20 protein-coding genes are annotated in these 22,120 nt (G+C 63.0%); 10 read left to right on the top strand and 10 right to left on the bottom strand.

Features of this window, described 5'->3' with window-relative positions; all coding sequences use genetic code 11:
• Positions 1-27: 27 nt before the first annotated feature.
• The 5 genes from JNB71_RS17280 to JNB71_RS17260 all read right to left on the bottom strand — a co-directional run bounded on the left by JNB71_RS17280 (position 28) and on the right by JNB71_RS17260 (position 4,792).
• Positions 28-1,356, bottom strand: coding sequence for an FMN-binding glutamate synthase family protein (locus tag JNB71_RS17280; protein ID WP_220373055.1), 1,329 nt, complete (start codon positions 1,354-1,356; stop codon positions 28-30).
• 15 nt (positions 1,357-1,371) lie between these two features.
• Positions 1,372-2,058: a GXGXG domain-containing protein gene (locus JNB71_RS17275; protein ID WP_220373367.1), complete on the bottom strand. Its 687-nt coding sequence runs from the start codon at positions 2,056-2,058 to the stop codon at positions 1,372-1,374.
• Positions 2,059-2,096: 38 nt separating this feature from the next.
• A complete protein-coding gene (locus JNB71_RS17270; RefSeq protein ID WP_220373054.1) occupies positions 2,097-3,002 on the bottom strand; it encodes a class II glutamine amidotransferase in 906 nt (301 codons plus the stop codon).
• A gap of 109 nt (positions 3,003-3,111) precedes the next feature.
• Complete coding sequence (locus JNB71_RS17265; RefSeq protein WP_223215905.1) at positions 3,112-3,810, bottom strand: helix-turn-helix domain-containing protein; 699 nt, start codon at positions 3,808-3,810, stop codon at positions 3,112-3,114.
• A 67-nt stretch (positions 3,811-3,877) separates the two neighbouring features.
• Positions 3,878-4,792: a GlxA family transcriptional regulator gene (locus JNB71_RS17260; protein WP_222857339.1), complete on the bottom strand. Its 915-nt coding sequence runs from the start codon at positions 4,790-4,792 to the stop codon at positions 3,878-3,880.
• Positions 4,793-4,947: 155 nt separating this feature from the next.
• On the opposite strand from JNB71_RS17260, the gene JNB71_RS17255 reads away from it, so the two are divergent.
• The 5 genes from JNB71_RS17255 (at position 4,948) to JNB71_RS17235 (ending at position 10,294) form a co-directional block, all read left to right on the top strand.
• Complete coding sequence (locus JNB71_RS17255; protein ID WP_220373052.1) at positions 4,948-6,198, top strand: sarcosine oxidase subunit beta family protein; 1,251 nt, start codon at positions 4,948-4,950, stop codon at positions 6,196-6,198.
• A gap of 9 nt (positions 6,199-6,207) precedes the next feature.
• Positions 6,208-6,480: a sarcosine oxidase subunit delta gene (locus tag JNB71_RS17250; RefSeq protein ID WP_220373051.1), complete on the top strand. Its 273-nt coding sequence runs from the start codon at positions 6,208-6,210 to the stop codon at positions 6,478-6,480.
• Positions 6,477-9,434, top strand: coding sequence for a sarcosine oxidase subunit alpha family protein (locus JNB71_RS17245; protein WP_220373050.1), 2,958 nt, complete (start codon positions 6,477-6,479; stop codon positions 9,432-9,434). The genes JNB71_RS17250 and JNB71_RS17245 overlap by 4 nt, the downstream gene beginning before the upstream one ends.
• Positions 9,427-9,999 carry a sarcosine oxidase subunit gamma family protein gene (locus tag JNB71_RS17240; protein WP_220373049.1) on the top strand — a complete coding sequence of 191 codons (573 nt, stop codon included), beginning with the start codon at positions 9,427-9,429 and terminating at the stop codon, positions 9,997-9,999. The genes JNB71_RS17245 and JNB71_RS17240 overlap by 8 nt, the downstream gene beginning before the upstream one ends.
• Positions 10,000-10,153: 154 nt before the next feature.
• Positions 10,154-10,294 carry a hypothetical protein gene (locus JNB71_RS17235; protein ID WP_220373048.1) on the top strand — a complete coding sequence of 47 codons (141 nt, stop codon included), beginning with the start codon at positions 10,154-10,156 and terminating at the stop codon, positions 10,292-10,294.
• Between the two features lie 14 nt (positions 10,295-10,308).
• Here JNB71_RS17235 and hutC read toward each other — a convergent pair whose 3' ends face one another.
• Together hutC and JNB71_RS17225 are read right to left on the bottom strand one after the other, a co-directional pair.
• The gene (gene hutC / locus JNB71_RS17230) at positions 10,309-11,016 is read right to left on the bottom strand and encodes a histidine utilization repressor (RefSeq protein ID WP_220373365.1); all 708 of its coding nucleotides are present in this window, start codon (positions 11,014-11,016) and stop codon (positions 10,309-10,311) included.
• 153 nt (positions 11,017-11,169) lie between these two features.
• On the bottom strand, positions 11,170-12,522 hold the full coding sequence (locus JNB71_RS17225; RefSeq protein WP_220373047.1) for a formimidoylglutamate deiminase: 1,353 nt from the start codon (positions 12,520-12,522) through the stop codon (positions 11,170-11,172).
• A 193-nt stretch (positions 12,523-12,715) separates the two neighbouring features.
• Here JNB71_RS17225 and hutI point away from each other — a divergent pair, with 193 nt between their 5' ends.
• The 4 genes from hutI (at position 12,716) to hutU (ending at position 18,119) form a co-directional block, all read left to right on the top strand.
• Positions 12,716-13,873, top strand: coding sequence for an imidazolonepropionase (gene hutI, locus JNB71_RS17220; RefSeq protein WP_431029164.1), 1,158 nt, complete (start codon positions 12,716-12,718; stop codon positions 13,871-13,873).
• 49 nt (positions 13,874-13,922) lie between these two features.
• Entirely contained in the window at positions 13,923-15,458 is a 1,536-nt protein-coding gene (gene hutH / locus JNB71_RS17215) for a histidine ammonia-lyase (protein WP_220373045.1), read from the top strand.
• 172 nt (positions 15,459-15,630) lie between these two features.
• A complete protein-coding gene (gene hutG / locus JNB71_RS17210) occupies positions 15,631-16,449 on the top strand; it encodes an N-formylglutamate deformylase (protein WP_220373044.1) in 819 nt (272 codons plus the stop codon).
• Positions 16,446-18,119 (top strand): urocanate hydratase, encoded by a 1,674-nt coding sequence (gene hutU / locus JNB71_RS17205; protein ID WP_220373043.1) that lies wholly within the window; start codon positions 16,446-16,448, stop codon positions 18,117-18,119. The genes hutG and hutU overlap by 4 nt, the downstream gene beginning before the upstream one ends.
• 381 nt (positions 18,120-18,500) lie before the next feature.
• On the opposite strand, the gene JNB71_RS17200 is transcribed toward hutU, so the two are convergent.
• On the bottom strand, positions 18,501-18,758 hold the full coding sequence (locus JNB71_RS17200) for a type II toxin-antitoxin system Phd/YefM family antitoxin (protein WP_220373042.1): 258 nt from the start codon (positions 18,756-18,758) through the stop codon (positions 18,501-18,503).
• A gap of 58 nt (positions 18,759-18,816) precedes the next feature.
• Here JNB71_RS17200 and JNB71_RS17195 point away from each other — a divergent pair, with 58 nt between their 5' ends.
• Positions 18,817-19,416 carry a HutD/Ves family protein gene (locus JNB71_RS17195; protein WP_223215904.1) on the top strand — a complete coding sequence of 200 codons (600 nt, stop codon included), beginning with the start codon at positions 18,817-18,819 and terminating at the stop codon, positions 19,414-19,416.
• A gap of 38 nt (positions 19,417-19,454) precedes the next feature.
• Here JNB71_RS17195 and solA read toward each other — a convergent pair whose 3' ends face one another.
• Together solA and JNB71_RS17185 are read right to left on the bottom strand one after the other, a co-directional pair.
• A complete protein-coding gene (gene solA / locus JNB71_RS17190) occupies positions 19,455-20,606 on the bottom strand; it encodes an N-methyl-L-tryptophan oxidase (RefSeq protein WP_220373041.1) in 1,152 nt (383 codons plus the stop codon).
• Positions 20,607-20,626: 20 nt separating this feature from the next.
• Positions 20,627-22,120, bottom strand: coding sequence for an HAL/PAL/TAL family ammonia-lyase (locus JNB71_RS17185; protein ID WP_220373040.1), 1,494 nt, complete (start codon positions 22,118-22,120; stop codon positions 20,627-20,629).

Below are 22,120 nucleotides of genomic sequence, written 5' to 3'. Positions count from 1 at the left end.
CGGACGACGGCCGTATGTCGTTAAGGGTCAGAAGCCTCCCTTGCCCGGAATCCAGCTGGTACCGGCAAGCGGCACCTGGGCCATGGCGGAGGCTTCGATCGTCAATGCGACGAGGTCTTCCGGTTCCAGATTGTGAAGATGGTTCTTGCCGCAAGCACGCGCAATCGTCTGCGCTTCCAGCGTCATCACCTTCAGATAGTTGGCAAGACGCCGGCCCGCCGCGACCGGGTCGAGGCGCATCATCAGTTCCGGGTCCTGCGTCGTGATGCCGGCCGGGTCCTTGCCCTCATGCCAGTCGTCATAGGCGCCGGCCGTCGTACCGAGCTTCTGATATTCTTCCTCCCAATGCGGATCGTTGTCGCCGATGGCGACGAGCGCCGCCGTGCCGATGGCAACCGCATCGGCGCCGAGCGCCAGGGCCTTGGCCACATCGGCGCCCGAACGCACCCCGCCCGAGATGATCAGCTGCACCTTGCGGTGCATGCCGAGATCCTGCAGCGCCTGGACTGCGGGGCGGATGCAGGCGAGCGTCGGCATGCCGACATTCTCGATGAAGACGTCCTGCGTCGCCGCCGTGCCGCCCTGCATGCCGTCGAGCACCACCACATCGGCGCCGGCCTTTACGGCGAGCGCGGTGTCGTAATAGGGCCGCGCGCCGCCGACCTTCACATAGATCGGCTTTTCCCAGTCGGTGATTTCGCGCAGTTCGAGGATCTTGATTTCCAGATCGTCCGGGCCCGTCCAGTCGGGATGGCGGCAGGCGGAGCGCTGGTCGATGCCCTTCGGCAGGTTGCGCATGTTGGCGACGCGGTCGGAAATCTTCTGGCCGAGCAGCATGCCGCCGCCGCCGGGCTTGGCGCCCTGGCCGACCACGACTTCGATGGCATCGGCGCGGCGCAGGTCCTTCGGATTCATGCCATAGCGCGATGGCAGGTACTGGTAGACGAGGGTTTGCGAATGGCCGCGCTCCTCGTCCGTCATGCCGCCGTCGCCGGTGGTGGTCGACGTTCCGGCGATGGTCGCGCCGCGCCCGAGCGCCTCTTTGGCGTTGCCGGAAAGGGCGCCGAAGCTCATGCCGGCGATGGTGATCGGCGTCTTCAGCGTGATCGGCTTCCTGGCGAAGCGCGACCCGAGCACGACGGTCGTGTCGCATTTCTCCCGATAGCCCTCGAGCGGATAGCGCGAGATCGAGGCCCCGAGGAACAGCAGGTCGTCGAAATGCGGCACCTTGCGCTTGGTGCCGGCGCCGCGGATATCGTAGATGCCGGTTGCCGCCGCCCGGCGGATCTCAGCCAGCGTATAATCGTCGAAGGTCGCTGACTTGCGCGGCGGGGTATACGGGTTGTGATAGCTCATCTCTCTGTCCCTGCCTTAGTACGCTTCGGCGTTATCGATGTTGAAATTGTAGAGTTTGCGGGCCGAACCGTAGCGCTTGAATTCCGTCGGGCTCACATCGGTGACACCAGCCCTTGCGAGCAGTTCTGCAAGCTTCGCCAGATGTTCGGATCGCATTTCCTTCTCGATGCAGTCGGCGCCGAGGCTCTTGACCGCGCCGCGAACGAAAAGCTTGGCCTCGTAGAGCGAATCCCCGAGCGCATCCCCGGCATCGCCGAGCACGACCAGATGGCCCGACTGGCCCATGAACGCCGACATATGGCCGATGCTGCCGTGGACGACGATGTCGATACCCTTCATCGAGATGCCGCAGCGCGAGGCGGCATTGCCCTTGATGACGAGCAGGCCGCCGCGGCCGGTGGCGCCCGCATACTGGCTGGCATCGCCCTCGATGACGACGGTTCCCGACATCATGTTCTCGGCGACGCCGGGGCCGGCGGATCCGTGAACGGTCACCGTACCGCCGTCATTCATGCCGGCGCAGTAATAGCCGACGCTGCCGCGCACTTCGACTGTGACGGGCTGGTCGATGCCGACAGCCACCGCATGGCTGCCACGCGGGTTGACGACTTCGAAATTCGTGTCGTTCGTGCCGGGAGCGATCGCGTGCAGCGCGCTGTTCAACTCGCGCAGCGGCGTGGTGGCAAGATCGAACACTCGCATCGCTTCCAGACTTTCTCGTTTTACGCTGATATCCACGATTAAGCTGCCTTTTCATGATCCCAGAAATAGACTGTGGCTGGCTCCGGTTCCCAGACACGCGCGTCTTCGATGCCCGGCAGGTTGACGAGCGCGCGGTATTCGGAACCGAAGGCGATGTACTGATCCGTCTCGGCCATGACGGCGGGCTTGCAGGCAATCGGATCACGCACGACGCCGAAGCCGGACTTCGTGCCAACGACGAAAGTGAAGAAACCATCGAGGTCATCAAGCGCGCTGGTCAATGCCTGACCCAGATCCTTGCCCTTGGCCATCTCGTTGGTGAGATAGGCAGCCGCGACTTCGGAATCGTTCTGCGTCTCGAACCTCATGCCTTCGCGAACCAGTTCGCGGCGCAGGTTGTTGTGGTTGGAGAGCGATCCGTTGTGCACCAGGCACTGGTCCGCGCCGGTCGAGAACGGATGCGCGCCGAGCGTGGTGACGGCCGATTCCGTTGCCATGCGGGTATGGCCGATGCCATGCGTGCCGCCCATCTCGCGAATGCCAAAACGGGCAACCACATCCTTCGGCAAGCCGACTTCCTTGTAGATCTCGATGCTGTCGCCCGAGCCCATGACCCGCACGTCCGGCCGCTGCTCGGCAAGCAGATCACGCACGGCTGCAGCCTGCATGGCATCCGTCTCGATCACTGCATGCGTGCTTTTCAGATCCACGGTGACACCGGCGTCAAGGTGCTTCAGCAGAGCTTCAAGCCCGGCGAAATCGACGGCGGGCCTGGAGGATTGAACGGTGATTTTCGCGCGGCCACCGGACGGCGCGCCATAGATTGCGATGCCGGCGCTGTCAGGGCCGCGATCGGTCATGACGATCAGCATATCGGCCAGCATGGCGCCCAGTCTGGGCTCCAGTGTCTTGTCCTTCAAAAACAATCCGACAATTCCGCACATGGAGACGATCCCTCATTTCGTTGCTGAAGAAGGGATAGCAGTTGCCGTTTCAAATTTCAACTGAAAGGAAAGTTTTTTTCTTTTAAGGCAAGATTTTTGCGCCACGACGTCAGGAAATCGCGCCCCGCGTCTGTGGATAGGAGATGATTGAAAGATAGCGGATCGGCAGCTTCACCAATTGCTCGGGACCGTGGCGCGCATCGGCGTCGAAAAACAGGCTGTCACCGGGCTGCATGGTGAAAAGCCGGTCGCCGTGGCGGTACACAACCTCGCCTTCGAGCATGTATAGAAACTCCATGCCTTCGTGCTGAAAGGCCGGGAACGTATCGGAATCGGCTGTCAGGGTAATGAGATAGGGCTCGACGATGACACCGGAGGTATTGTTGTCGATATGGCCGAGCAGTTTGTATTGATGCCCGGCGCGGGTGCCGCGTCGCTCCAGTTCAACACCTTCGCCCGCCTTGACGAAAACGGCGTTGCGCACCTCCTCGTAACGCCGGAAGAATGCTGTCACAGGAACGCCAAGGGCCCGTGAAAGCGATTGCAGCGTCGTCAGCGACGGCGAAATGTTGCCGTTCTCGATCTTCGACAACATGCCCAGCGAAATGCCCGTGGCCGTAGCAAGGTCGGTTACGGTAATACCGAGCTTCTTGCGAAAGGCACGAACTTCATGGCCGATGGCGATTTCGAGGTTGTTTTCCTTCGGCTCGCGCAGCGCGTGCGGATCCTGCGAGAAGGCCGCCTTCAGCGCCGGGCGCTCGTCATCCGTCGTGCGGCCAATATCGATCTCGGCAGTCTTCTTCGCCATGTTTCTCCCCCATGCCTTCGGACAAGATACTATCCTGAGAGTGAAAATTTCTCAACCCGGAAGAAATTTATTCCGCAGGCGGGGTGGTGATCACCTGCCGCCCTTGGCGCGGCGCCTCTCCGAAAGCCTCGCGGTAGCTGCGCGAAAAATGGCCGGCGCTGGAAAAGCCGGTGGCGAAAGCGATTTCGGAGATCGAAAGCGGGCTTTGCAAAAGCAGTCGCCGCGCATGATTGAGCCTGAGCTTGCGATATTCCACCAGGAACGACGATTGCATGAGGCTTGAGAACAAACGATCCAGATGACGCGGCGACACACCGGCCAGGGCGGCCATGGCCTGCCGGTCGAGCGGCGCCTCGATCGTCGCCTCCATCTTTTCAAGGACCGTCAACAGGCCCGGGTGATTAACCTTGTAACGCTCGGCCAGCGAGGCCCGTTGCGGCGCGCCGGAAGCTTCCACCTGGGTATGCAGGTACCAGTCGCTCACCCGGCGGGCGAAATCGGCTCCCATGCGCTCGGAGATCAAAGCGTGCATCATGTCGAGCGGCGCAACCCCGCCGCCGCAGGTGATGCGGTTGCCGTCGAGGACATAACGGGCCTGGCGCGGCACGAGATCCGGAAAAGCCTCCATCAGAGCCGGCGCATGCTCCCAGTGGATGGTAAAGTCACGATCCCTCAGCAGGCCGGCGGCGGCCATCAGATAAGGCCCGCCGGAAATGCCGCCGATACGAACGCCTTCGCGCACCAATCGGCGCAGGCAGGCGAGAACGGCAGGCACATTCCAGTCTACCGGCGAACCGCCGGCGCAGACAAAGACCGTGTGAAGGCGGCTACCGCGTCTGGGAAGCGGTTGCGAGGGAACAGGAATTCCCGAGGACGATAGCGCCATGTCGCCATTCGGCGCGTGGGACGACAGGCGGTAGATTTCTTTGCCAGCCAGAAGATTGGCGGCGCGCAGCGGCTCAATCGCCGACGCATAGGACATCAGCGCAAACCCGGGAATGAGAATGAAACCGATGTTCTGCACGTTTTTGAGATCTTCTGCTGCCGTGACCTATTTATGACGTAATAGGTCTCTTTTCTGCAAGTGAGGAAAATCAATCCTGTCATGATCGCTCCAGTTCCCAAGGTGAATCGATCATGCGCTACTCTGCCTTTTCCGTTTTTCTAAACGGCCTGCGCGGCAATAAAGGCTGGCAGCCGGCCTGGCGTAGCCCGGTTCCGAAGAATCATTATGATGTGATCATCGTCGGCGGTGGCGGTCACGGCCTTTCGACCGCCTACTATCTCGCCAAGGAATTCGCCATCACCAATGTCGCGGTGCTGGAAAAGGGCTATATCGGCTCGGGCAACGTCGGGCGAAACACGACGATCATCCGCTCCAACTACCTCTTGCAGGGCAACAACCCGTTCTACGAGCTGTCGATGAAGCTCTGGGAGGGGTTGGAGCAGGACTTCAACTTCAACGCCATGGTCTCGCAGCGCGGCGTGCTCAACCTCTATCACTCCGACGCCCAGCGCGATGCCTATACGCGTCGCGGCAATGCGATGCGCCTGCACGGCGTCGATGCCGAGCTGCTCGATCGCAACACCGTGCGCCAGATGCTGCCCTTCCTCGATTTCGACAATGCCCGCTTCCCGATCCAGGGTGCCCTGATGCAGAAGCGCGGCGGCACCGTGCGGCATGACGCGGTTGCCTGGGGCTATGCCCGCGGCGCCGACAGTCGCGGCGTCGATATCATCCAGAATTGCGAGGTCACCAGCATTCGTCGCGAAAACGGTCGCGTCACCGGCGTCGAGACCAGCCAGGGCTTCATCGGCTGTGGCAAGCTGGCGCTGGCGGCGGCAGGAAATTCGACCGTCGTTGCCGATATGGTGGACATGAAGCTGCCGATCGAGAGCCATGTGCTGCAGGCCTTCGTCTCGGAAGGGTTGAAGCCGTTCATCGACAACGTCGTCACCTTCGGCGCCGGACACTTTTATGTCTCGCAATCGGACAAGGGCGGCCTCGTCTTCGGCGGCGATATCGACGGCTACAATTCCTATGCCCAGCGCGGCAATCTGGCGACGGTGGAACATGTCGCCGAGGCGGGTGTCGCGATGATCCCGGCGCTGTCGCGTGTTCGCGTGCTCCGCTCCTGGGGCGGCGTGATGGACATGAGCATGGACGGCTCGCCGATCATCGACCGCACCCATATCGACAATCTCTATCTGAATGCCGGCTGGTGTTATGGCGGCTTCAAGGCCACGCCCGCTTCCGGCTTCTGCTACGCCCATCTGATCGCCAGGAACGAACCGCATGAAACGGCTGCGGCCTTCCGACTCGACCGCTTTTCACGCGGCCGGATGATCGATGAAAAGGGCGTCGGCTCGCAACCCAATCTGCATTGAGGACTTTAAATGGCCAGCCTGATCGCCTGCCCCCATTGCGGGCCGCGCCCAAAGGAAGAATTCACCGTGAAAGGTGACGCCGCAATCGCCCGCCCCGCCGCGGATGCCGGCGAGGACGCCTGGTACGCTTACGTCTATCTGCGCGACAACCCGCGCGGTCGCCACAAGGAATATTGGCACCACACGTCCGGCTGCCGCCGCTGGCTCGTCGTTGAGCGCGATACCCTGACTCATGTTGTCTATTCCGTATCGGACGCGAGCACTCAGGGAGGGACCGCATGAGTTCCTTCCGTCTTTCCAAGGGCGGCCGGATCGACCGCGCCAGGCCGCTCGACTTCACCTTCGACCGCAAGCCGATGCAGGGTTTTGTCGGCGACACGCTGGCATCGGCGCTTCTCGCAAACGGCCGCCAGCTCGTCGGCCGCAGCTTCAAATACCATCGCCCGCGCGGTATCCTGACGGCGGGCGCGGCGGAGCCCAATGCCCTCGTGACGATCGGCGAAGGCGGACGCACCGAGGCCAATACCCGCGCGACGCTGGTCGAGCTCTACAGCGGCCTCAAAGCAAAAAGCCAGAACCGCTGGCCGTCCGTCCATTTCGACCTTGGCGCCGTCAACAGCCTGCTCTCCCCCTTCCTCGGCGCCGGCTTCTACTACAAGACCTTCATGTGGCCGGCGGCCTTCTGGGAGAAGGTCTACGAGCCGATCATCCGCAAGGCAGCCGGTCTCGGTCGCGCCACCTACGAGCCCGATCCGGACAGCTACGAGAAATGCTGGGCGCATTGCGAACTGCTGGTGATCGGCGCGGGCCCGGCGGGCCTTGCAGCCGCGCTGACCGCCGGCCGTGCCGGGGCGCGCGTCATTCTCGCCGATGAAGGTTTCGAGCCCGGCGGCTCGCTTCTTACGGAGACCGCGGCAATCGGCGAAAAAGCCGCGGCCGACCTCCTTGGTGAAACGCTCGCCGAACTGGCCAGCCTTCCCAATGTCCGCATCTTCTCCCGTACCACCGTCTTCGGCTGGTATGACGGCAATGTCTTCGGCGCCGTCGAGAGCGTGCAGAAGAATACCGCCACCATCGACCCGAACCGGCCGGTCGAGCGCCTGTGGCGCCTCGCCGCCAGACACGCGATCCTCGCGTCTGGCGCGGAAGAACGGCCGCTGGTCTTCGGCGGCAATGATCTTCCAGGCGTGATGATGGCGGGCGCCATGCGCTCCTATCTTAACCGGCAGGCGATCGCACCCGGCAAAAGCACCGTCATTTTCACCAATGATGAATCCGGCTACCGGACGGCGACCGACCTCGAGGCTGCGGGGCTTGAAGTGGCAGCCATCGCCGACAGCCGCGCCGGCGCGCCCTCGTCATGGGCCGGCCGTGCCCCCGTCTTCCCGGGCGCTCTGATTCAGGACGCCAAGGGCGGCAAGGCACTGACTGGCGTGACAATGATCAAGGGCGGCACGCCCGAAGCGATCGAGGCGGACGCGCTTGCCATGTCCGGGGGCTGGAGCCCGATCATCCACCTCGCCTGCCATCGCGGCGCAAGGCCGGTCTGGTCGGACGCCAAGGCAGCTTTTCTAGCGCCGGAAACGCAGGACGGCCTGACCATCGCCGGTTCGGCCGCAGGCGTGGGCGCCCTCGAAGCCTGCCTCGCCGACGGCGCCGAAAAAGCCGGAAGCGTTCTGCGCAACCTCGGCTTTTCCAATGCATCCCCCGCCTTCGCTCCTGCGCCCGACACAGCGACCGTCACCAAGCCGCTCTGGTATGTGCGCGGCGCAAAGGCCAAGGCCTTTGTCGATCATCAGAACGACGTGCACCTGAAGGACCTCGGGCTTGCCGTCAGCGAAGGTTACGGCCATGTCGAGCTTACCAAGCGCTACACCACCAACGGCATGGCAACCGACCAGGGCAAGCTGTCCAACATCAACGCCATCGGCATTCTCGCCGAGGCCCGCAAGGTTTCGCCAGCCGATGTCGGCACGACGACCTTTCGCCCCTTCTACACGCCGCTCTCCTTCGGCGCACTGGCGGGTTCCTCCAAGGGCAAGCATTTCCAGCCGGTGCGCAAATCGCCGCTGCACGACTGGGCCAGGAAGAACGGGGCCGTCTTCGTCGAAACCGGTCTCTGGTACCGCTCCTCCTGGTTCCCCAAGCCGGGCGAAACGACCTGGCGCGAAAGCGTCGATCGTGAAGTGCTGAACGTGCGCAAGAACGCCGGCATCTGCGATGTCTCGACGCTCGGCAAGATCGAGATCTTCGGCAAGGACGCCGCGGAGTTCCTCAACCGCGTCTATTGCAACGCCTTCCTGAAACTGCCGGTCGGCAAGGCACGCTACGGCCTGATGCTGCGTGAAGACGGCATGATCTATGACGACGGCACGACGAGCCGGCTCAGCGATAACCACTTCTTCATGACGACGACCACGGCCTATGCCGCCGGCGTGATGAATCACCTGGAATTTTGCGCTCAGGCGCTCTGGCCCGAACTCGACGTGCAGTTCGCTTCCTCGACGGACCAGTGGGCGCAGATTGCCGTCGCCGGGCCGAAGTCGCGGACCATTCTGCAGACGCTGGTCGATGAGGATATTTCCGACGCGGCCTTCCCTTTCCTTGGCGCCAGGCAAGTCTCGCTGTTCGGCGGCAAGCTGACCGGTCGGTTGTTCCGCATCTCCTTCTCCGGCGAACTCGCCTACGAACTGGCAGTTCCCGCCGGCTACGGCGAAGCCGTCGCGGATGCGATCATGCAAGCAGGCGGCCCGCATGGCATCTGCCCCTATGGTGTCGAGGCCCTTGGCGTGATGCGCATCGAGAAAGGCCACGTTACCCATTCCGAGATCAACGGCACCGTAACCCCGGCCGACCTCGGCTTTGCAAAGATGGTCTCGATGGCCAAGCCGGATTTCATCGGCAGGGCGATGCTGTCGCGCGACGGAATGGTGGCGCAGGACCGGCTCTCGCTCGTCGGCGTCAAGCCGCTCGACCCGGTGACGACGTTCAGGACCGGCTCGCACATCCTTTCCGAGGCCGCGGCGCCGTCGCTGGAAAACGATCAGGGCTATGTGACCTCCAGTTGCTACTCGCCGAACCTCGGATCCACCATCGGCCTGGCGCTCGTCAAGCATGGACCGAAGCGCCACGGCGAGCAGGTGACGGTCTGGAACGACCTGAAGAACGAATACACTAAGGCCGTGCTCTGCAGCCCGGTCTTCTTCGATCCGGAAAACGAAAAGCTCCATGGTTGATTTCGCCCTCCTCCACCGCTCTGCCCTTGCGGGCGCAAAGACTGGCTCGTTCGGCGCCGTTTCAACGGGCTCAAGGATCGCGCTTACGGCCCTCCCCGAGGGTCACGTGCTGCACGTACTCGCAGCGCATGGAAGTGGCGCTCTCCAGAGCCTGGTCGCACAGATCGGCGACGGCGGTCCTTATGCGGTCCGCGCCTATGGGCCCGGGCAATGGTTCGTCGTCGGCGACGCGGCTCTTTCCGCCGCAGATCTCTCCGGCAAGGCCGCGCTCCTCGCAAGCAGGGCATCGATTGCAGATCAAAGCCACGGTCGCGTCCGGATCGCCATCAGCGGTGCATCCGTCGAGGCCGTTCTCGCCAAGGGCACGGCTGTCGATCTCGATCAGGCGAGCTTTACCATCGGTCACTCGGCCATGACCCTGATTGGCCACATCTCGGCGCTGATCACGCGAACGGGCACAGATAGCTTCGAAGTCATGGTCTTGCGCGGCTTCGCCGAAAGCCTGTGGGACGACCTCATCCAAATGAGCCTCGAATTTGGCGTGGACGCATCAACAGCGGATTGATTGGCTGTTTCGTCCCGCCAAATTCCCTTCAAATTTTCCGATTGTCTCGAACCACGGCATCGTTCATGGTCGGCTATCCGCCGCGTTCGGTGCCACTGACTGCATTGCATCCAAGCGCGTGGACGATTCATTTTTCGCACGAGGAAGACACGCCATGGCCAAGGGACAGGTAAAGAGCAACAAGGAAGTCAGGAAACCGAAGAAGGACAAGGTTGCGGCCAAGGCAGCAACACCCTTCAGTGCGACACTCACGAAGGAAGTTCCGAAACTGTCCGGCGCAAAGCCGAAGAAATAATCGGCGACTTGCCGTCACTTCGGCTGCGACGGCGTGAAATTGGCGACCAGCGCATGTCGCTCGCCCGGATAGATCAGGCGCACATGGGTGATGTAGGAGCCATTGCTCCAGGTGCGCCGTTCGACCGTCAGGCACGGGGTCCCGACGGCCAAGCCAAGGGCAGCGGCGACCGGTTCATTGGCCGCCACGGCCCTGATCGTGTGTTCGGCAGCACTCCAGGGGACCCGGTTCAACAGCCAGGGGCCCGGCGCCATTTCCTCAAAATCCTCTTCCCCCGCATCCGGCACCGCTGCCAGATTGATCAGGCGCTGCTCAACGCAAAACGGCCTGCTTCCGGCAAAATGCGTGCAGGTTATATCGAGGACAGGTGCTGCGGCTTCGAGGCCGAGCCTTGCCCTGTCGTCCGCATTGCTCCGGCGCCGTGCCTTTGCGATCAGCTTATAGTCATAGGCGAGACCCAATGACTGGACTTCGAGCTTGATATCACGGATTTCAAGCACCGCCGACTGGGCGCGCGGCTGCGTCACGTAGCTGCCGGATTTCCGCCGCCGCTCGATCAACCCCGTTTTCGCCAGTTGCGTCAGCGCCTTGTTCACGGTCATCCGCGAACATTTGTACTGCTCGGCAAGATCGACCTCGAAGGGAATGCGAAAGCCCGGCTGCCATTCGCCGGAAAGGATCCGGTCTTCGATATCGCCGAGGATGCGCTGATGCAGCGACATCTCGCCCGCCCCTTCGGCAAGCGGCGTCACAGCCTCCAGATCTGCCTCGCCCTGCGATTTCACCGTCTTACTCGCTTTTGTGTATGCATTCGGTCCTAGCAGAAATTTTCCGGTGCCGCCCATACTGAAACGCGTTGCACCAAGTGAAATCCATCATGCCAAAAGCTCAGTCATCACCTTGCGGAACCGGGAGGATATCTCGTCGCGTCGCTTATGGCGTCCGCCTTCGACCTTCTTGCGGCCCGCGACCCAGACGCAGTCCGGCCTGGTGCCATTGGCAAAGATCCAGGAATCGAGAACCGCGTCATCGGCGAGGCCGCCATCCGGCACCGCCAGGCTGACGAAATCCGCCGGATTACCGACGGCAATTCCCGTCTTCGATGCCGCCTTTGAACCCAAGGCGATGCTGCCGCCGTCAAGCGCACCGTCGAACAACGCGCGGCCGGTGGATTGGCCGGGGGCGGCAAGGACGTTACGCGAGCGGTGCGCCATGCGCTGCGAATATTCGAGCTGCCGAAGCTCGTCGGGAAGCCCGATCAGCACGTTGGAATCCGAACCGACGCCGAATTTCCCGCCCGTTTCGCCAAAGACGACCGCATTGAACGTGCCGTCGCCAAGATTGGCCTCCGTCACCGGACAAAGCCCGGCGACCGCCTTGCTTTCAGCCATGCGTCGGGTCTCGTCGCCCGTCATGTGCGTCGCATGGATGAGGCACCAGCGGCCATCGAGACCGGCATTGTCGAGCAGCCATTCGACCGGCCGCGCGCCGGACCAGCTCAGGCAATCCTCCACTTCCTTGACCTGCTCGGCGACGTGGATATGGATCGGCCCATCCTTTGCCATCGCGACGACGGCCGCCAATTCTTCCGGGGTCACCGCCCGCAGGCTGTGCGGCGCGACGCCGACGCGTCCATCCGGCAAACCTTTGACCGCGGAACGGCAGCCGTCGAGCAACCGCTCGAAGCTCTCGAGCGAATTGATGAAGCGCCGCTGACCCTCGTTCGGTGCGGCACCGCCGAAGGTCGAGTGCGCATAGAATACCGGAAGCAGCGTCAGGCCGATGCCTGTCTGCGAAGCGGCGGCGGCAATCCGCTGCGCCATTTCGGAGATGTCGCCATAGGGGCTGCCATCGATACCGTGGTGGAGATAGTGGAATTCGCCGACGCGGGAAAAGCCGGCCTCCAGCATTTCCACATAGAGCTGGCCGGCAACGGCCTCGACATGGTCCGGCGTCATCGACAATGCGAAACGGTACATCACATTACGCCAGCTCCAGAAACTGTCCGCACCGGGCCCACGCGTTTCCGCAAGCCCCGCCATGCCGCGCTGGAATGCGTGGCTGTGCAGGTTCGGCATGCCGGACAGGAGGATGTCGTGGCGCTCATCTTCCGTCTGAGCAGACGCCCCGGTTTCGACCGAACCAATCCGCCCGCCATCGAACGATATCCGCACATCCTTCTGCCATCCTGCCGGCAACAAGGCCGATTTCACATGAATGCTGTCCAAGGCCGAACCCTCTCCCGTTTTCGATAAAATCAAAAAACCACTTGCGCTCATTTTCTTTATGTCTATACATAATAGCACGAAAAGGAAAGGCTGGAAAACGATGTCTTCCATAAAATCGACACCGGACGGGTCCCGACCTGTCGCTTGCGATCGCCTCTGGCGGAACGCGCGGCTCGCGACACTGAATCCTGCCATGCCGGGCCTCGGCCTTGTCGAGGATGGCGTCATCGCCGTCGAGGACGGACGCATCCTTTATGCCGGCAGTGAGGCAGGCCTGCCCTTCCCCATCGAAAACGCCGGCGAAGTCATTGACTGCGGTGGCCGCTGGATCACCCCCGGCCTGATCGATTGCCACACCCATCTCGTCCATGCCGGAGATCGCGCCAACGAATTCGAGATGCGCCTTGCCGGCGCAACCTATGAAGAGGTGGCGCGTGCCGGAGGCGGCATCGTCTCGTCGGTTCGTGCGCTGCGCGAAGCCAGCGAAGACGAACTCGTCCGCCAAACGCTCCCGCGCCTCGATGCGCTGATCGCCGAGGGCGTGACGACTGTCGAAGTCAAGTCCGGCTACGGCCTCGACCTCGAAAACGAAGCAAAGGCCCTGCGCGCCGCGCGCCGGCTCGGCGACGAGCGCGATATTGCCGTCCGTACCACCTTCCTCGGCGCCCATGCGCTTCCGCCGGAATTCAAGGACGACAAGGCGGGTTACATCGCCAAGGTCGCCGACGAAATGCTGCCCGCCATCGCCGCGGAGGGCCTCGCCGATGCGGTCGACGGATTTTGCGAAGGGATCGCCTTTTCGACCGACGAGATGCGGCGGGTATTCGATGCGGCCAAGGCGCACGGCCTGCCGGTCAAGCTGCATGCCGACCAGCTTTCCAACCTGCATGGCGCTGCCCTTGCCGCCGAATACGGTGCGCTGTCGGCCGATCACCTCGAATATACCGACGAGGCCGGCGCTGCGGCCATGGCAAAGAGCGGCACCGTCGCGGTCATCCTGCCCGGCGCCTTCTATTTTATCCGCGAAACCAGGAAGCCGCCGATCGACGTATTCCGCAAGGCCGGTGTTTCGATGGCGATCGCCACCGACAGCAATCCCGGCACCTCGCCGCTGACCTCGTTGCTTCTGACCATGAACATGGCAGCGACCCTGTTCGGCATGACGGTGACGGAATGCATCGCCGGCGTGACGCGGGAGGCCGCACGCGCACTCGGGCTCGTCGATGAGGTGGGAACGCTAGAGCCCGGGAAATGGGCCGATCTCGCCATCTGGAATATCGAGCGACCGGCCGAACTCGTCTACCGCATGGGCTTCAACCCGCTGCATGCGCGCGTCCGCAACGGACATTGAAATCTTAAGACGCGTGAGCCTGGCTCCGCGCATTGGTGAGGACTGACTTATGACCCTTATTCTTCAGCCGGGCTCCGTCCCGCTTTCGACGCTCGAAACCATCTACTGGACCGGCAAGCCCGCCCGGCTTGATTCGTCCTTCGACCAGGGCATCGAGAAGGCCGCCGCCCGCATCGCCGAGATCGCCGCAGGCAACGCGCCGGTCTACGGCATCAACACCGGCTTCGGCAAACTGGCGAGCATCAGGATCGATGCCGCCGATGTAGCCACCCTGCAGCGCAACCTGATCCTCTCCCACTGCTGCGGCGTCGGCCAGCCGCTTGCCGAGAACATCGTGCGCCTGATCATGGCGCTGAAGCTCGTCTCGCTCGGACGCGGCGCATCGGGCGTCCGGCTCGAACTCGTCCGCCTGATCGAGGCGATGATGCAAAAGGGCGTCATCCCGGTCATTCCGGAAAAAGGCTCCGTGGGCGCCTCGGGCGACCTTGCGCCGCTCGCCCATATGGCAGCAGTAATGATGGGCGAAGGCGAAGCGTTCTTCGGCGGCGAACGGCTCGACGGCCGCACAGCTTTGGAGCGCGCCGGCCTGACGCCGGTCGTGCTGGCCGCCAAGGAAGGTCTGGCGCTGATCAACGGCACGCAAGTCTCGACAGCGCTCGCCCTTGCCGGCCTGTTCCGCGCCCACCGGGCGGCCCAGTCCGCGCTGATCACCGGCGCGCTTTCGACCGATGCCGCAATGGGCTCCTCAGCGCCGTTCCATCCCGACATCCACACGCTGCGCGGCCACAAGGGCCAGATCGACGCGGCGGCTGCCCTGCGCGGCCTGCTCAAGGGCTCGGTGATCCGCGAGAGCCATATCGAGGGTGACGAGCGCGTGCAGGATCCCTACTGCATCCGCTGCCAGCCGCAGGTCGACGGCGCCTGCCTCGATCTCATGCGCTCGGTTGCCCGCACGCTGGAGATCGAAGCCAATGCCGTCACCGACAATCCGCTGGTGCTGACCGACAATTCCGTCGTCTCCGGCGGCAACTTCCACGCCGAGCCCGTCGCCTTCGCCGCCGACCAGATTGCGCTCGCCATCTGCGAAATCGGCGCTATCTCGCAGCGCCGGATCGCGCTTCTGGTGGATCCCGCACTGTCCTACGGCCTGCCGGCGTTTCTCGCCAAGAAACCGGGCCTCAACTCCGGCCTGATGATCGCCGAAGTGACCTCGGCTGCGCTGATGTCGGAAAACAAGCAGATGTCGCATCCGGCCTCGGTCGATTCCACCCCGACCTCGGCCAACCAGGAAGATCATGTCTCGATGGCTTGCCACGGCGCCCGCCGCTTGCTGCAGATGACTGAAAACTTGTTTTCAATCATCGGCATCGAGGCCCTGACAGCCGCGCAAGGCATCGATTTCCGCGCGCCGCTCGTCACCAGCCCGGAGCTCACCAAGGCCATCGCCACGATCCGCTCCGCTGTCCCGACGCTGGAGATCGACCGTTACATGGCTGATGACCTCAAGGCGGCGAGCGACCTCGTCGGCTCCGGCGCGCTGAACGCCGCGGTTTCCGCAGGCATACTGCCGGTTCTGGAGATTTGAAGATGACGTTAAAGAACCCCTCCCCACCCCCTCCCCACAAGGGGGAGGGGCTTAACCCCGCAGCACCGGCGCATAGGATCAACGGCTCTTCATTCGCGCAGCCTATGGAGCGCGGAAAGGCTCGGCAGTCTAGCCCCTCCCCCTTGTGGGGAGGGGTTGGGGAGGGGAAGCCATGAGTGTCTTCGAAATCCGTCAGGGCACATCGCCCGTCATTCTCGGCTTCCCGCACACCGGCACCGACGTTCCGCCGGCGATCTGGGCGCGGCTGAACGATAATGGCCGCATCCTCGCCGACACCGACTGGCATATTCACAATCTCTATGCGGGATTGCTGCCGAATGTGACGACGGTACGCGCCACGTTCCATCGTTACGTCATCGACGCCAATCGCGATCCGGAAGGCATCAGCCTCTATCCCGGGCAGAACACGACAGGCCTCGTGCCTAACACGGATTTCGACGGAGTTTCGATCTGGAGGGACGGCGAAGAGCCGACCGAAGTCGACATTGCCGCGCGGCTTGCCGACTTTCACGCACCCTATCACGCCGCACTTGCGGCCGAGATCGAACGGGTCAAGGCAATCCATGGCATCGCCGTGCTCTATGACTGCCATTCGATCCGCTCGGATATTCCGTTCCTGTTCGAAGGCACGCTTCCCGATTTCAACATCGGCACCGATAGCGGCAAGACCTGCGATCCGGCCATCCAGAACGCAGCTGTCGATGTCGTACTGAACGCAGAGGGCTATACCAGCATCCTCAACGGCCGATTCAAGGGTGGCTGGACGACGCGCCATTATGGCCGGCCGGAAACCGGCGTCCACGCGATCCAGATGGAACTGGCGCAATCCACGCACCTGACCACGGAAACGCCGCCCTTCGCCTATGACGAAGCCAAGGCGACCAAGCTTCGCATTCACCTCAAAGACATTCTCACGCGCATCGAAACGACGGCGCTGACACTGGCACACAGCAAAAGGGGAACCAAATGACCAATCCTCGTCACAACATCCGCGACGTCCGCGCAGCCCGCGGCACCGAACTGACCGCGAAATCCTGGATGACCGAAGCGCCGCTTCGCATGCTGATGAACAATCTCGATCCGGAAGTGGCCGAGAACCCGCACGAACTGGTCGTCTACGGCGGCATCGGCCGCGCCGCCCGCACCTGGGCCGATTTCGACAAGATCGTCGAAACCTTGCGCGACCTCAATGAAGACGAAACTCTGATGGTGCAATCCGGCAAGCCTGTCGGCGTCTTCCGCACTCACAAGGATGCGCCGCGCGTGCTGATCGCCAATTCCAACCTCGTGCCTCATTGGGCGACCTGGGATCATTTCAACGAGTTGGACAGGAAGGGTCTCGCCATGTACGGCCAGATGACCGCCGGTTCGTGGATCTACATCGGTTCGCAGGGCATCGTGCAGGGCACCTACGAGACCTTCGTCGAAGCCGGCCGCCAGCATTACGACGGCGACCTCAAGAGCAAGTGGGTCCTGACCGGCGGCCTCGGCGGCATGGGCGGTGCCCAGCCGCTAGCCGCCGTCATGGCGGGCGCCTCGTGCCTTGCGGTCGAATGCAACCCGGACTCGATCGATTTCCGCCTGCGCACCCGTTATGTCGACGCCAAGGCGGAAACGCTTGACGAAGCCATGGAGATGATCAAGCGCTGGACCGCTGCCGGTGAAGCGAAGTCCGTTGGCCTGCTCGGCAACTGCGCCGAAATCCTGCCGGAAATGGTTCGTCGCGGCATCCGCCCCGACATGGTCACCGACCAGACCTCGGCGCACGACCCGATCAACGGTTACCTGCCGAAGGGCTGGACCATGGCTGAGTGGAAGGCAAAGCGCCAAAGCGACCCGAAAGCCGTCGAAAAGGCTGCCCGCGCCTCGATGCGCGAACATGTCGAGGCGATGATCGCCTTCCAGGACATGGGCATCCCGACTTTCGACTATGGCAACAACATCCGCCAGGTTGCCAAGGAAGAGGGCCTGGAAAACGCCTTCGCCTTCCCGGGTTTCGTGCCTGCCTATATCCGCCCGCTGTTCTGCCGCGGCATCGGTCCGTTCCGCTGGGCTGCCCTGTCGGGTGATCCGGAGGACATCCGCAAGACCGACGCCAAGGTCAAGGAGCTCATCCCCGACAACAAGCACCTGCACAACTGGCTCGACATGGCCGCCGAGCGCATTGCCTTTCAGGGCCTGCCGGCGCGCATCTGCTGGGTCGGCCTCGGCGACCGTCATCGCCTCGGCCTCGCCTTCAACGAGATGGTCAAGAACGGTGAACTGAGCGCTCCGGTCGTCATCGGCCGTGACCATCTGGATTCAGGTTCAGTCGCCTCGCCGAACCGCGAAACCGAAGCGATGAAGGATGGCTCCGACGCCGTGTCCGACTGGCCGCTCTTGAACGCGCTCCTCAACACCGCGTCCGGCGCCACCTGGGTATCGCTGCATCACGGCGGCGGTGTCGGCATGGGCTTCTCGCAGCACTCGGGCGTCGTCATCTGCTGCGACGGCTCGGACGATGCCGCACGGCGCATCGAACGCGTTCTCTGGAACGACCCGGCAACGGGCGTCATGCGCCACGCCGACGCCGGCTACGAGATCGCCCTCGACTGCGCCAAGGACAAAGGCCTGCGGCTGCCGGGAATTCTCGGGAACTGACCGCTATCCCAATGGGTATTTCGGAAGTCCGGGATACTGAAGGACTGCCTGATTAACAGTGATAAGCGGGACCCCCTCGATAATGGCCTGAGAAATCAGGATCCGATCGAAGGGGTCCTTGTGAATGAGGGGCAGACCCGCAATCGCAATGGCATGTTCGCTGCTTATCGGAAGTTCGACATATCCGTTTTCCAGGAGACGGTAGCGCAGCACGAAAGGGTCGGCGTGAAAGCCGCCGCGGCCAGTCCCGTGCTTCACATATGCTGGCCGGGCTGAAGAGGAGCTCGTTGCCGGTCTCCTCGATAAGAGGTCTGATGGTCTTCGGCAAAAGCGCACTATCGCCGGCCGCCCAGATCAGAATGTGCGTGTCGAGGAGAAATCTCATTTGGGAAACAGGCTACCGCCATAAAACATTTCCTCGATCTCATCCGCCATCATCGTATCGAAATCTTCTGGGACAACAATTTCGCCCTTCATGAAACCGATACGGCGTTTTTTCGGCGTTTCCGTTTCATCGAGCGGCACGAGCTTCCCGATCGGTTTGCCGGCCTTGGCAATGATGAAGGACTCGCCCTTGGCCACCTTTTCCATCAGGCGCGAGAGATGTGTCTTCGCTTCGTGTATATTAACGGTTTCCATCATCGCCCTCCTGCGGACTTAGTCCATTAAACTTAGTCCACTCCATCCGAGGTTTACAATGTCCATCGCGCAACAACCCAAATACAACCGCCCGCTGGTACTAAAGGCGGACACCTACCGCCGCATGCCGTGGAAGAACGGCGGAGGCGAAACGATCGAGGTCGCCGTATTCCCGCCGGAGGCCGATCTCGCCACGTTCGGCTGGCGCGTCAGCATGGCGACTGTCGGCAGCGACGGGCCCTTCTCGGTGTTTCCCGGCATAGACCGGACCCTGTCGATCCTCCAGGGAGAAGGCATGGAACTGGACATAGCAGGCCGAGCGCCGGTCGTGCTGACGCAGGCATCCAAGCCGTTTGCCTTTCCGGCCGATGCTGCGACCTCGGCACGGCTGCTATCGGGCGCAATCGTCGATCTGAACGTCATGACCCGGCGCGGGCAGTGGGTGCATCAGGTTGAAAAGCGGATTGTCGAGGGGCAGCATCATATGGATGCGGAGGGCGGCGTCACCATGCTTCTGTCGCTCGGCAATGTACGGATCGATTCCGCAGATTACGCAGTTGAGCTTGCCCGGCTGGACTGTGCCATCCTGCAAGGCGTCGTGCTGATTACCTCCGACATGCCGACGGAGGCCTATCTGATCCACATTTCTCCCGTCTGAGGCTCTGCACACTCGCCCCGGAGAGCCCCGCAGACTGCCTACGCCGGACTTGAAAACCGGTCCATCGCCTCGAAGGAGAAGGCGTCGATCGGCAGGTCCGTGCCGCCATCCAGCGCCAGGTCGGCGAGGATCTCTCCGACGACGCTGGTGAACTTGAAGCCGTGGCCCGAACAGGGGGACGCGACGACGATGCGTTTGTCGTCCGGTAGGAGATCGAGCAGGAAATCTTCGCTTGGCAGCATCGTGTAGCGGCAAGTGGTCGAGCGGACGCGCAGGCCGGCCGCGGCCGGTAGCCGGTGACGGATGAAACTGTCGAGCAGGTTAGTATCGCGCTCGTTGACGGCCGGGTTGGGCTGGTTCGGATCGATCGGCTCGCGAAAATGCGCGTGACGGCCAACCTTGACACCATCGACGCCGATCGCCGGGAAACCGAAGAAGGAACCGTTTTCGCCTTCATCCCGAATGAACACCGGCATGCGCTGCGGCGTTGTGACGAACCCATCGACCGGCTGATACCACGAGACGACCTGCTTGATCGGCACCGCATGATCGCGCAGCGCCGGCACAAGTTCGCCGATCCAAGACCCGGTGGCGACGATGACCTTGGCCGCCGTGTAGCGGCCCGTGCCGGAAACGATGGAAACGCCGGTCTCGCTCGGCTCGACGGCGGTCACCCGTTCCCCGAAATGCAGCGCGGCGCCATCGGCGGCAGCGAGCTTCAGATAGCCCATGACGGCGGCTTCGGGCCGGAGATATCCACCCTGCGGATCGAGCAGCGCCACCTCGTCCTCGTCCAGCGAGAATACCGGGAAACGCCGGCGCATTTCGTCGGGGCCGAGGGTTTCGAGCGGCAGATTATGGAGAGTGCAGGATTTCCTTGTGCCGCTGACGATCTTGCTGTCGGGCTTGCCGATCTGCAGCACGCCGGTGATCGTCAGGATATCCTCGCGCAGCCGCGCCTCGAGCGCCCGCCAGTTGGCATAGGCGCGCAGCAGCAGTGGCACATAGGACGGATCCTCGAAATAGCCGAGCCGGATCAGGCGGCTGTCGCCATGGGACGAGCTCAAGGCATGCGCGGGATAATAGGCGTCGATGCCGATCACCTTCACGCCGCGGGCGGCCAGATGCGCAACAGCCGCACTGCCCATGGCGCCAAGGCCGACAACGGCAACGTCGAAATGGGCGGGCATGGCAGTTCCTTTCAGGAGATTCAGTTGCCGGGAGGAGTCGCCCGGCGCAGGAGGTCGCGCGCCTTTTCCAGATCCCGGCCAAGTGGCCGATCGTCGGCATAGGTTGGCAGAACAGCGCGGATATGACGATAGAGCGCGTCTGTTCCCTTGGCTCGAGGCGCGACCGCAGCCTTGAAGTCCTGGGCCTGCGCGGCGGCGGCAAATTCGATGCCGAGAATCTGTTCGGCATTGTCAATGACTGCCAGCAGCTTGTTGGCCGCAGCCGTCGGATGCGCGAGAAAATCCTCCTGCAGCGCCGAGGTGACGCCCCCGTCGAGGCTCGCGGGCGCACCGAGCCGCCGGTTTTCCGCAGCAAGTGCCGCGGCCGTATATTGCGCGATCATGAAGCCGGACCCGGCGCCCGGATCGGTCGCCAGGAAGGCCGGCAGGCCGCTTACCAGCGGGTTGACCAGCCGGTCGATCCGCCGCTCGCTCATCGCCGAGATCTGGGCGACGGCGACCGCCAGGCTATCGAGCGCCTGACCGAGGCCGGGTGCGACGGCATGTGCTTCGGAAGAAACAAGGGGAGCTTCCGGCGTGCCGGATACGGCGGGATTATCGGTTACGGACGCAAGTTCCTGATCGACTATCGAACCGACAAAATCGAATACATCCCAGCCGGCGCCGTGCGCATGCGGAACGGAGCGAAGGCTCAAGGCATCCTGTGTGCGCGCGCCCTTGGCAGCTTCGATCAGGCCGCTGCCAGCCAGGCGTTCGCGCAGCACCCTGCCGACCTTCGCGATGCCCTTCGACTTGCGAAGCGCCAGCACCGGCGCGTCGAAGGCCGCCGCCTGACATCCGAGCGCCTCGACGGTCAGTGCCGCGATGGCATCGGCCCATTCAAGGAAGCGCTCGGCGCGCGCCAGAGCCAACGAGCCGAGGCCCGTCGAACAGGCAGTGCCATTGACGAGGCTCAGACCTTCCTTCGCCTGCAGCACCAGCGGCGCGATCCCGAGGGTTTTCAGGGCCTCGGCGCCACTGGTGGGTCTCCCCTTCAACCGTGCCCCGCCCTCGCCGATCAGTACCAGCGCGATGTGAGCGTTGTGGGAGAGATAGCCGGCGGAACCTTTCGCGGGCACATCGGGAATGCAGTCTTCACGCAGGAAAGCCTGCAACGTCTCGACGATCACCGGGCGCACGCCGGAATGGCCATGCGAGAAATTGGCTATCTGAGCCGCGATGATGGCACGCACCGCGTGAGCATCCAGCAGCGGGCCGATACCGCAAGCGTGGCTGAGGATGATGTTGCGCGACAGGCGGCTCTGGGACGGACGATCGACGACGGTATCGGCCAGCGCGCCGACGCCGGTATTGACGCCATAGGCGCGCGCACCGCTTTCGACGATTGCCGCAACGATGCGGCCGGCGGTATCGACCCGCTGGCGCGCACTATCGGACAGGGAAAGGGCCGCACCATCGGCAACCGCCGCCACGGCGCGCCAGTCGAGCGCCGTTTCGAGCACGATATCCTGCAC

The organism is Rhizobium herbae (genome assembly GCF_019511375.1).
Lineage (GTDB): Bacteria > Pseudomonadota > Alphaproteobacteria > Rhizobiales > Rhizobiaceae > Pararhizobium > Pararhizobium herbae_A.
Note: the sequence above shows the minus strand (reverse complement) of the source record. Positions and strands in the feature narration are given on the sequence as shown.

Bases quoted from the DNA above. Each gene is read 5' to 3' on its own strand.
- JNB71_RS17260 (WP_222857339.1), bottom strand. From the start codon at position 4,792: ATGTCCTATGCGTCGGCGATTGAGCCGCTGCGCGCCGCCAATCTTCTG.
- hutC (WP_220373365.1), bottom strand. From the start codon at position 11,016: ATGTCGCTGCATCAGCGCATCCTCGGCGATATCGAAGACCGGATCCTT.
- hutG (WP_220373044.1), top strand. From the start codon at position 15,631: ATGAGTGTCTTCGAAATCCGTCAGGGCACATCGCCCGTCATTCTCGGC.
- JNB71_RS17280 (WP_220373055.1), bottom strand. From the start codon at position 1,356: ATGAGCTATCACAACCCGTATACCCCGCCGCGCAAGTCAGCGACCTTC.
- JNB71_RS17240 (WP_220373049.1), top strand. From the start codon at position 9,427: ATGGTTGATTTCGCCCTCCTCCACCGCTCTGCCCTTGCGGGCGCAAAG.
- JNB71_RS17195 (WP_223215904.1), top strand. From the start codon at position 18,817: ATGTCCATCGCGCAACAACCCAAATACAACCGCCCGCTGGTACTAAAG.
- JNB71_RS17245 (WP_220373050.1), top strand. From the start codon at position 6,477: ATGAGTTCCTTCCGTCTTTCCAAGGGCGGCCGGATCGACCGCGCCAGG.
- JNB71_RS17255 (WP_220373052.1), top strand. From the start codon at position 4,948: ATGCGCTACTCTGCCTTTTCCGTTTTTCTAAACGGCCTGCGCGGCAAT.
- hutI (WP_431029164.1), top strand. From the start codon at position 12,716: ATGCCGGGCCTCGGCCTTGTCGAGGATGGCGTCATCGCCGTCGAGGAC.
- JNB71_RS17250 (WP_220373051.1), top strand. From the start codon at position 6,208: ATGGCCAGCCTGATCGCCTGCCCCCATTGCGGGCCGCGCCCAAAGGAA.
- JNB71_RS17200 (WP_220373042.1), bottom strand. From the start codon at position 18,758: ATGGAAACCGTTAATATACACGAAGCGAAGACACATCTCTCGCGCCTG.
- JNB71_RS17275 (WP_220373367.1), bottom strand. From the start codon at position 2,058: ATGCGAGTGTTCGATCTTGCCACCACGCCGCTGCGCGAGTTGAACAGC.
- hutU (WP_220373043.1), top strand. From the start codon at position 16,446: ATGACCAATCCTCGTCACAACATCCGCGACGTCCGCGCAGCCCGCGGC.
- hutH (WP_220373045.1), top strand. From the start codon at position 13,923: ATGACCCTTATTCTTCAGCCGGGCTCCGTCCCGCTTTCGACGCTCGAA.
- JNB71_RS17235 (WP_220373048.1), top strand. From the start codon at position 10,154: ATGGCCAAGGGACAGGTAAAGAGCAACAAGGAAGTCAGGAAACCGAAG.
- JNB71_RS17270 (WP_220373054.1), bottom strand. From the start codon at position 3,002: ATGTGCGGAATTGTCGGATTGTTTTTGAAGGACAAGACACTGGAGCCC.
- solA (WP_220373041.1), bottom strand. From the start codon at position 20,606: ATGCCCGCCCATTTCGACGTTGCCGTTGTCGGCCTTGGCGCCATGGGC.
- JNB71_RS17265 (WP_223215905.1), bottom strand. From the start codon at position 3,810: ATGGCGAAGAAGACTGCCGAGATCGATATTGGCCGCACGACGGATGAC.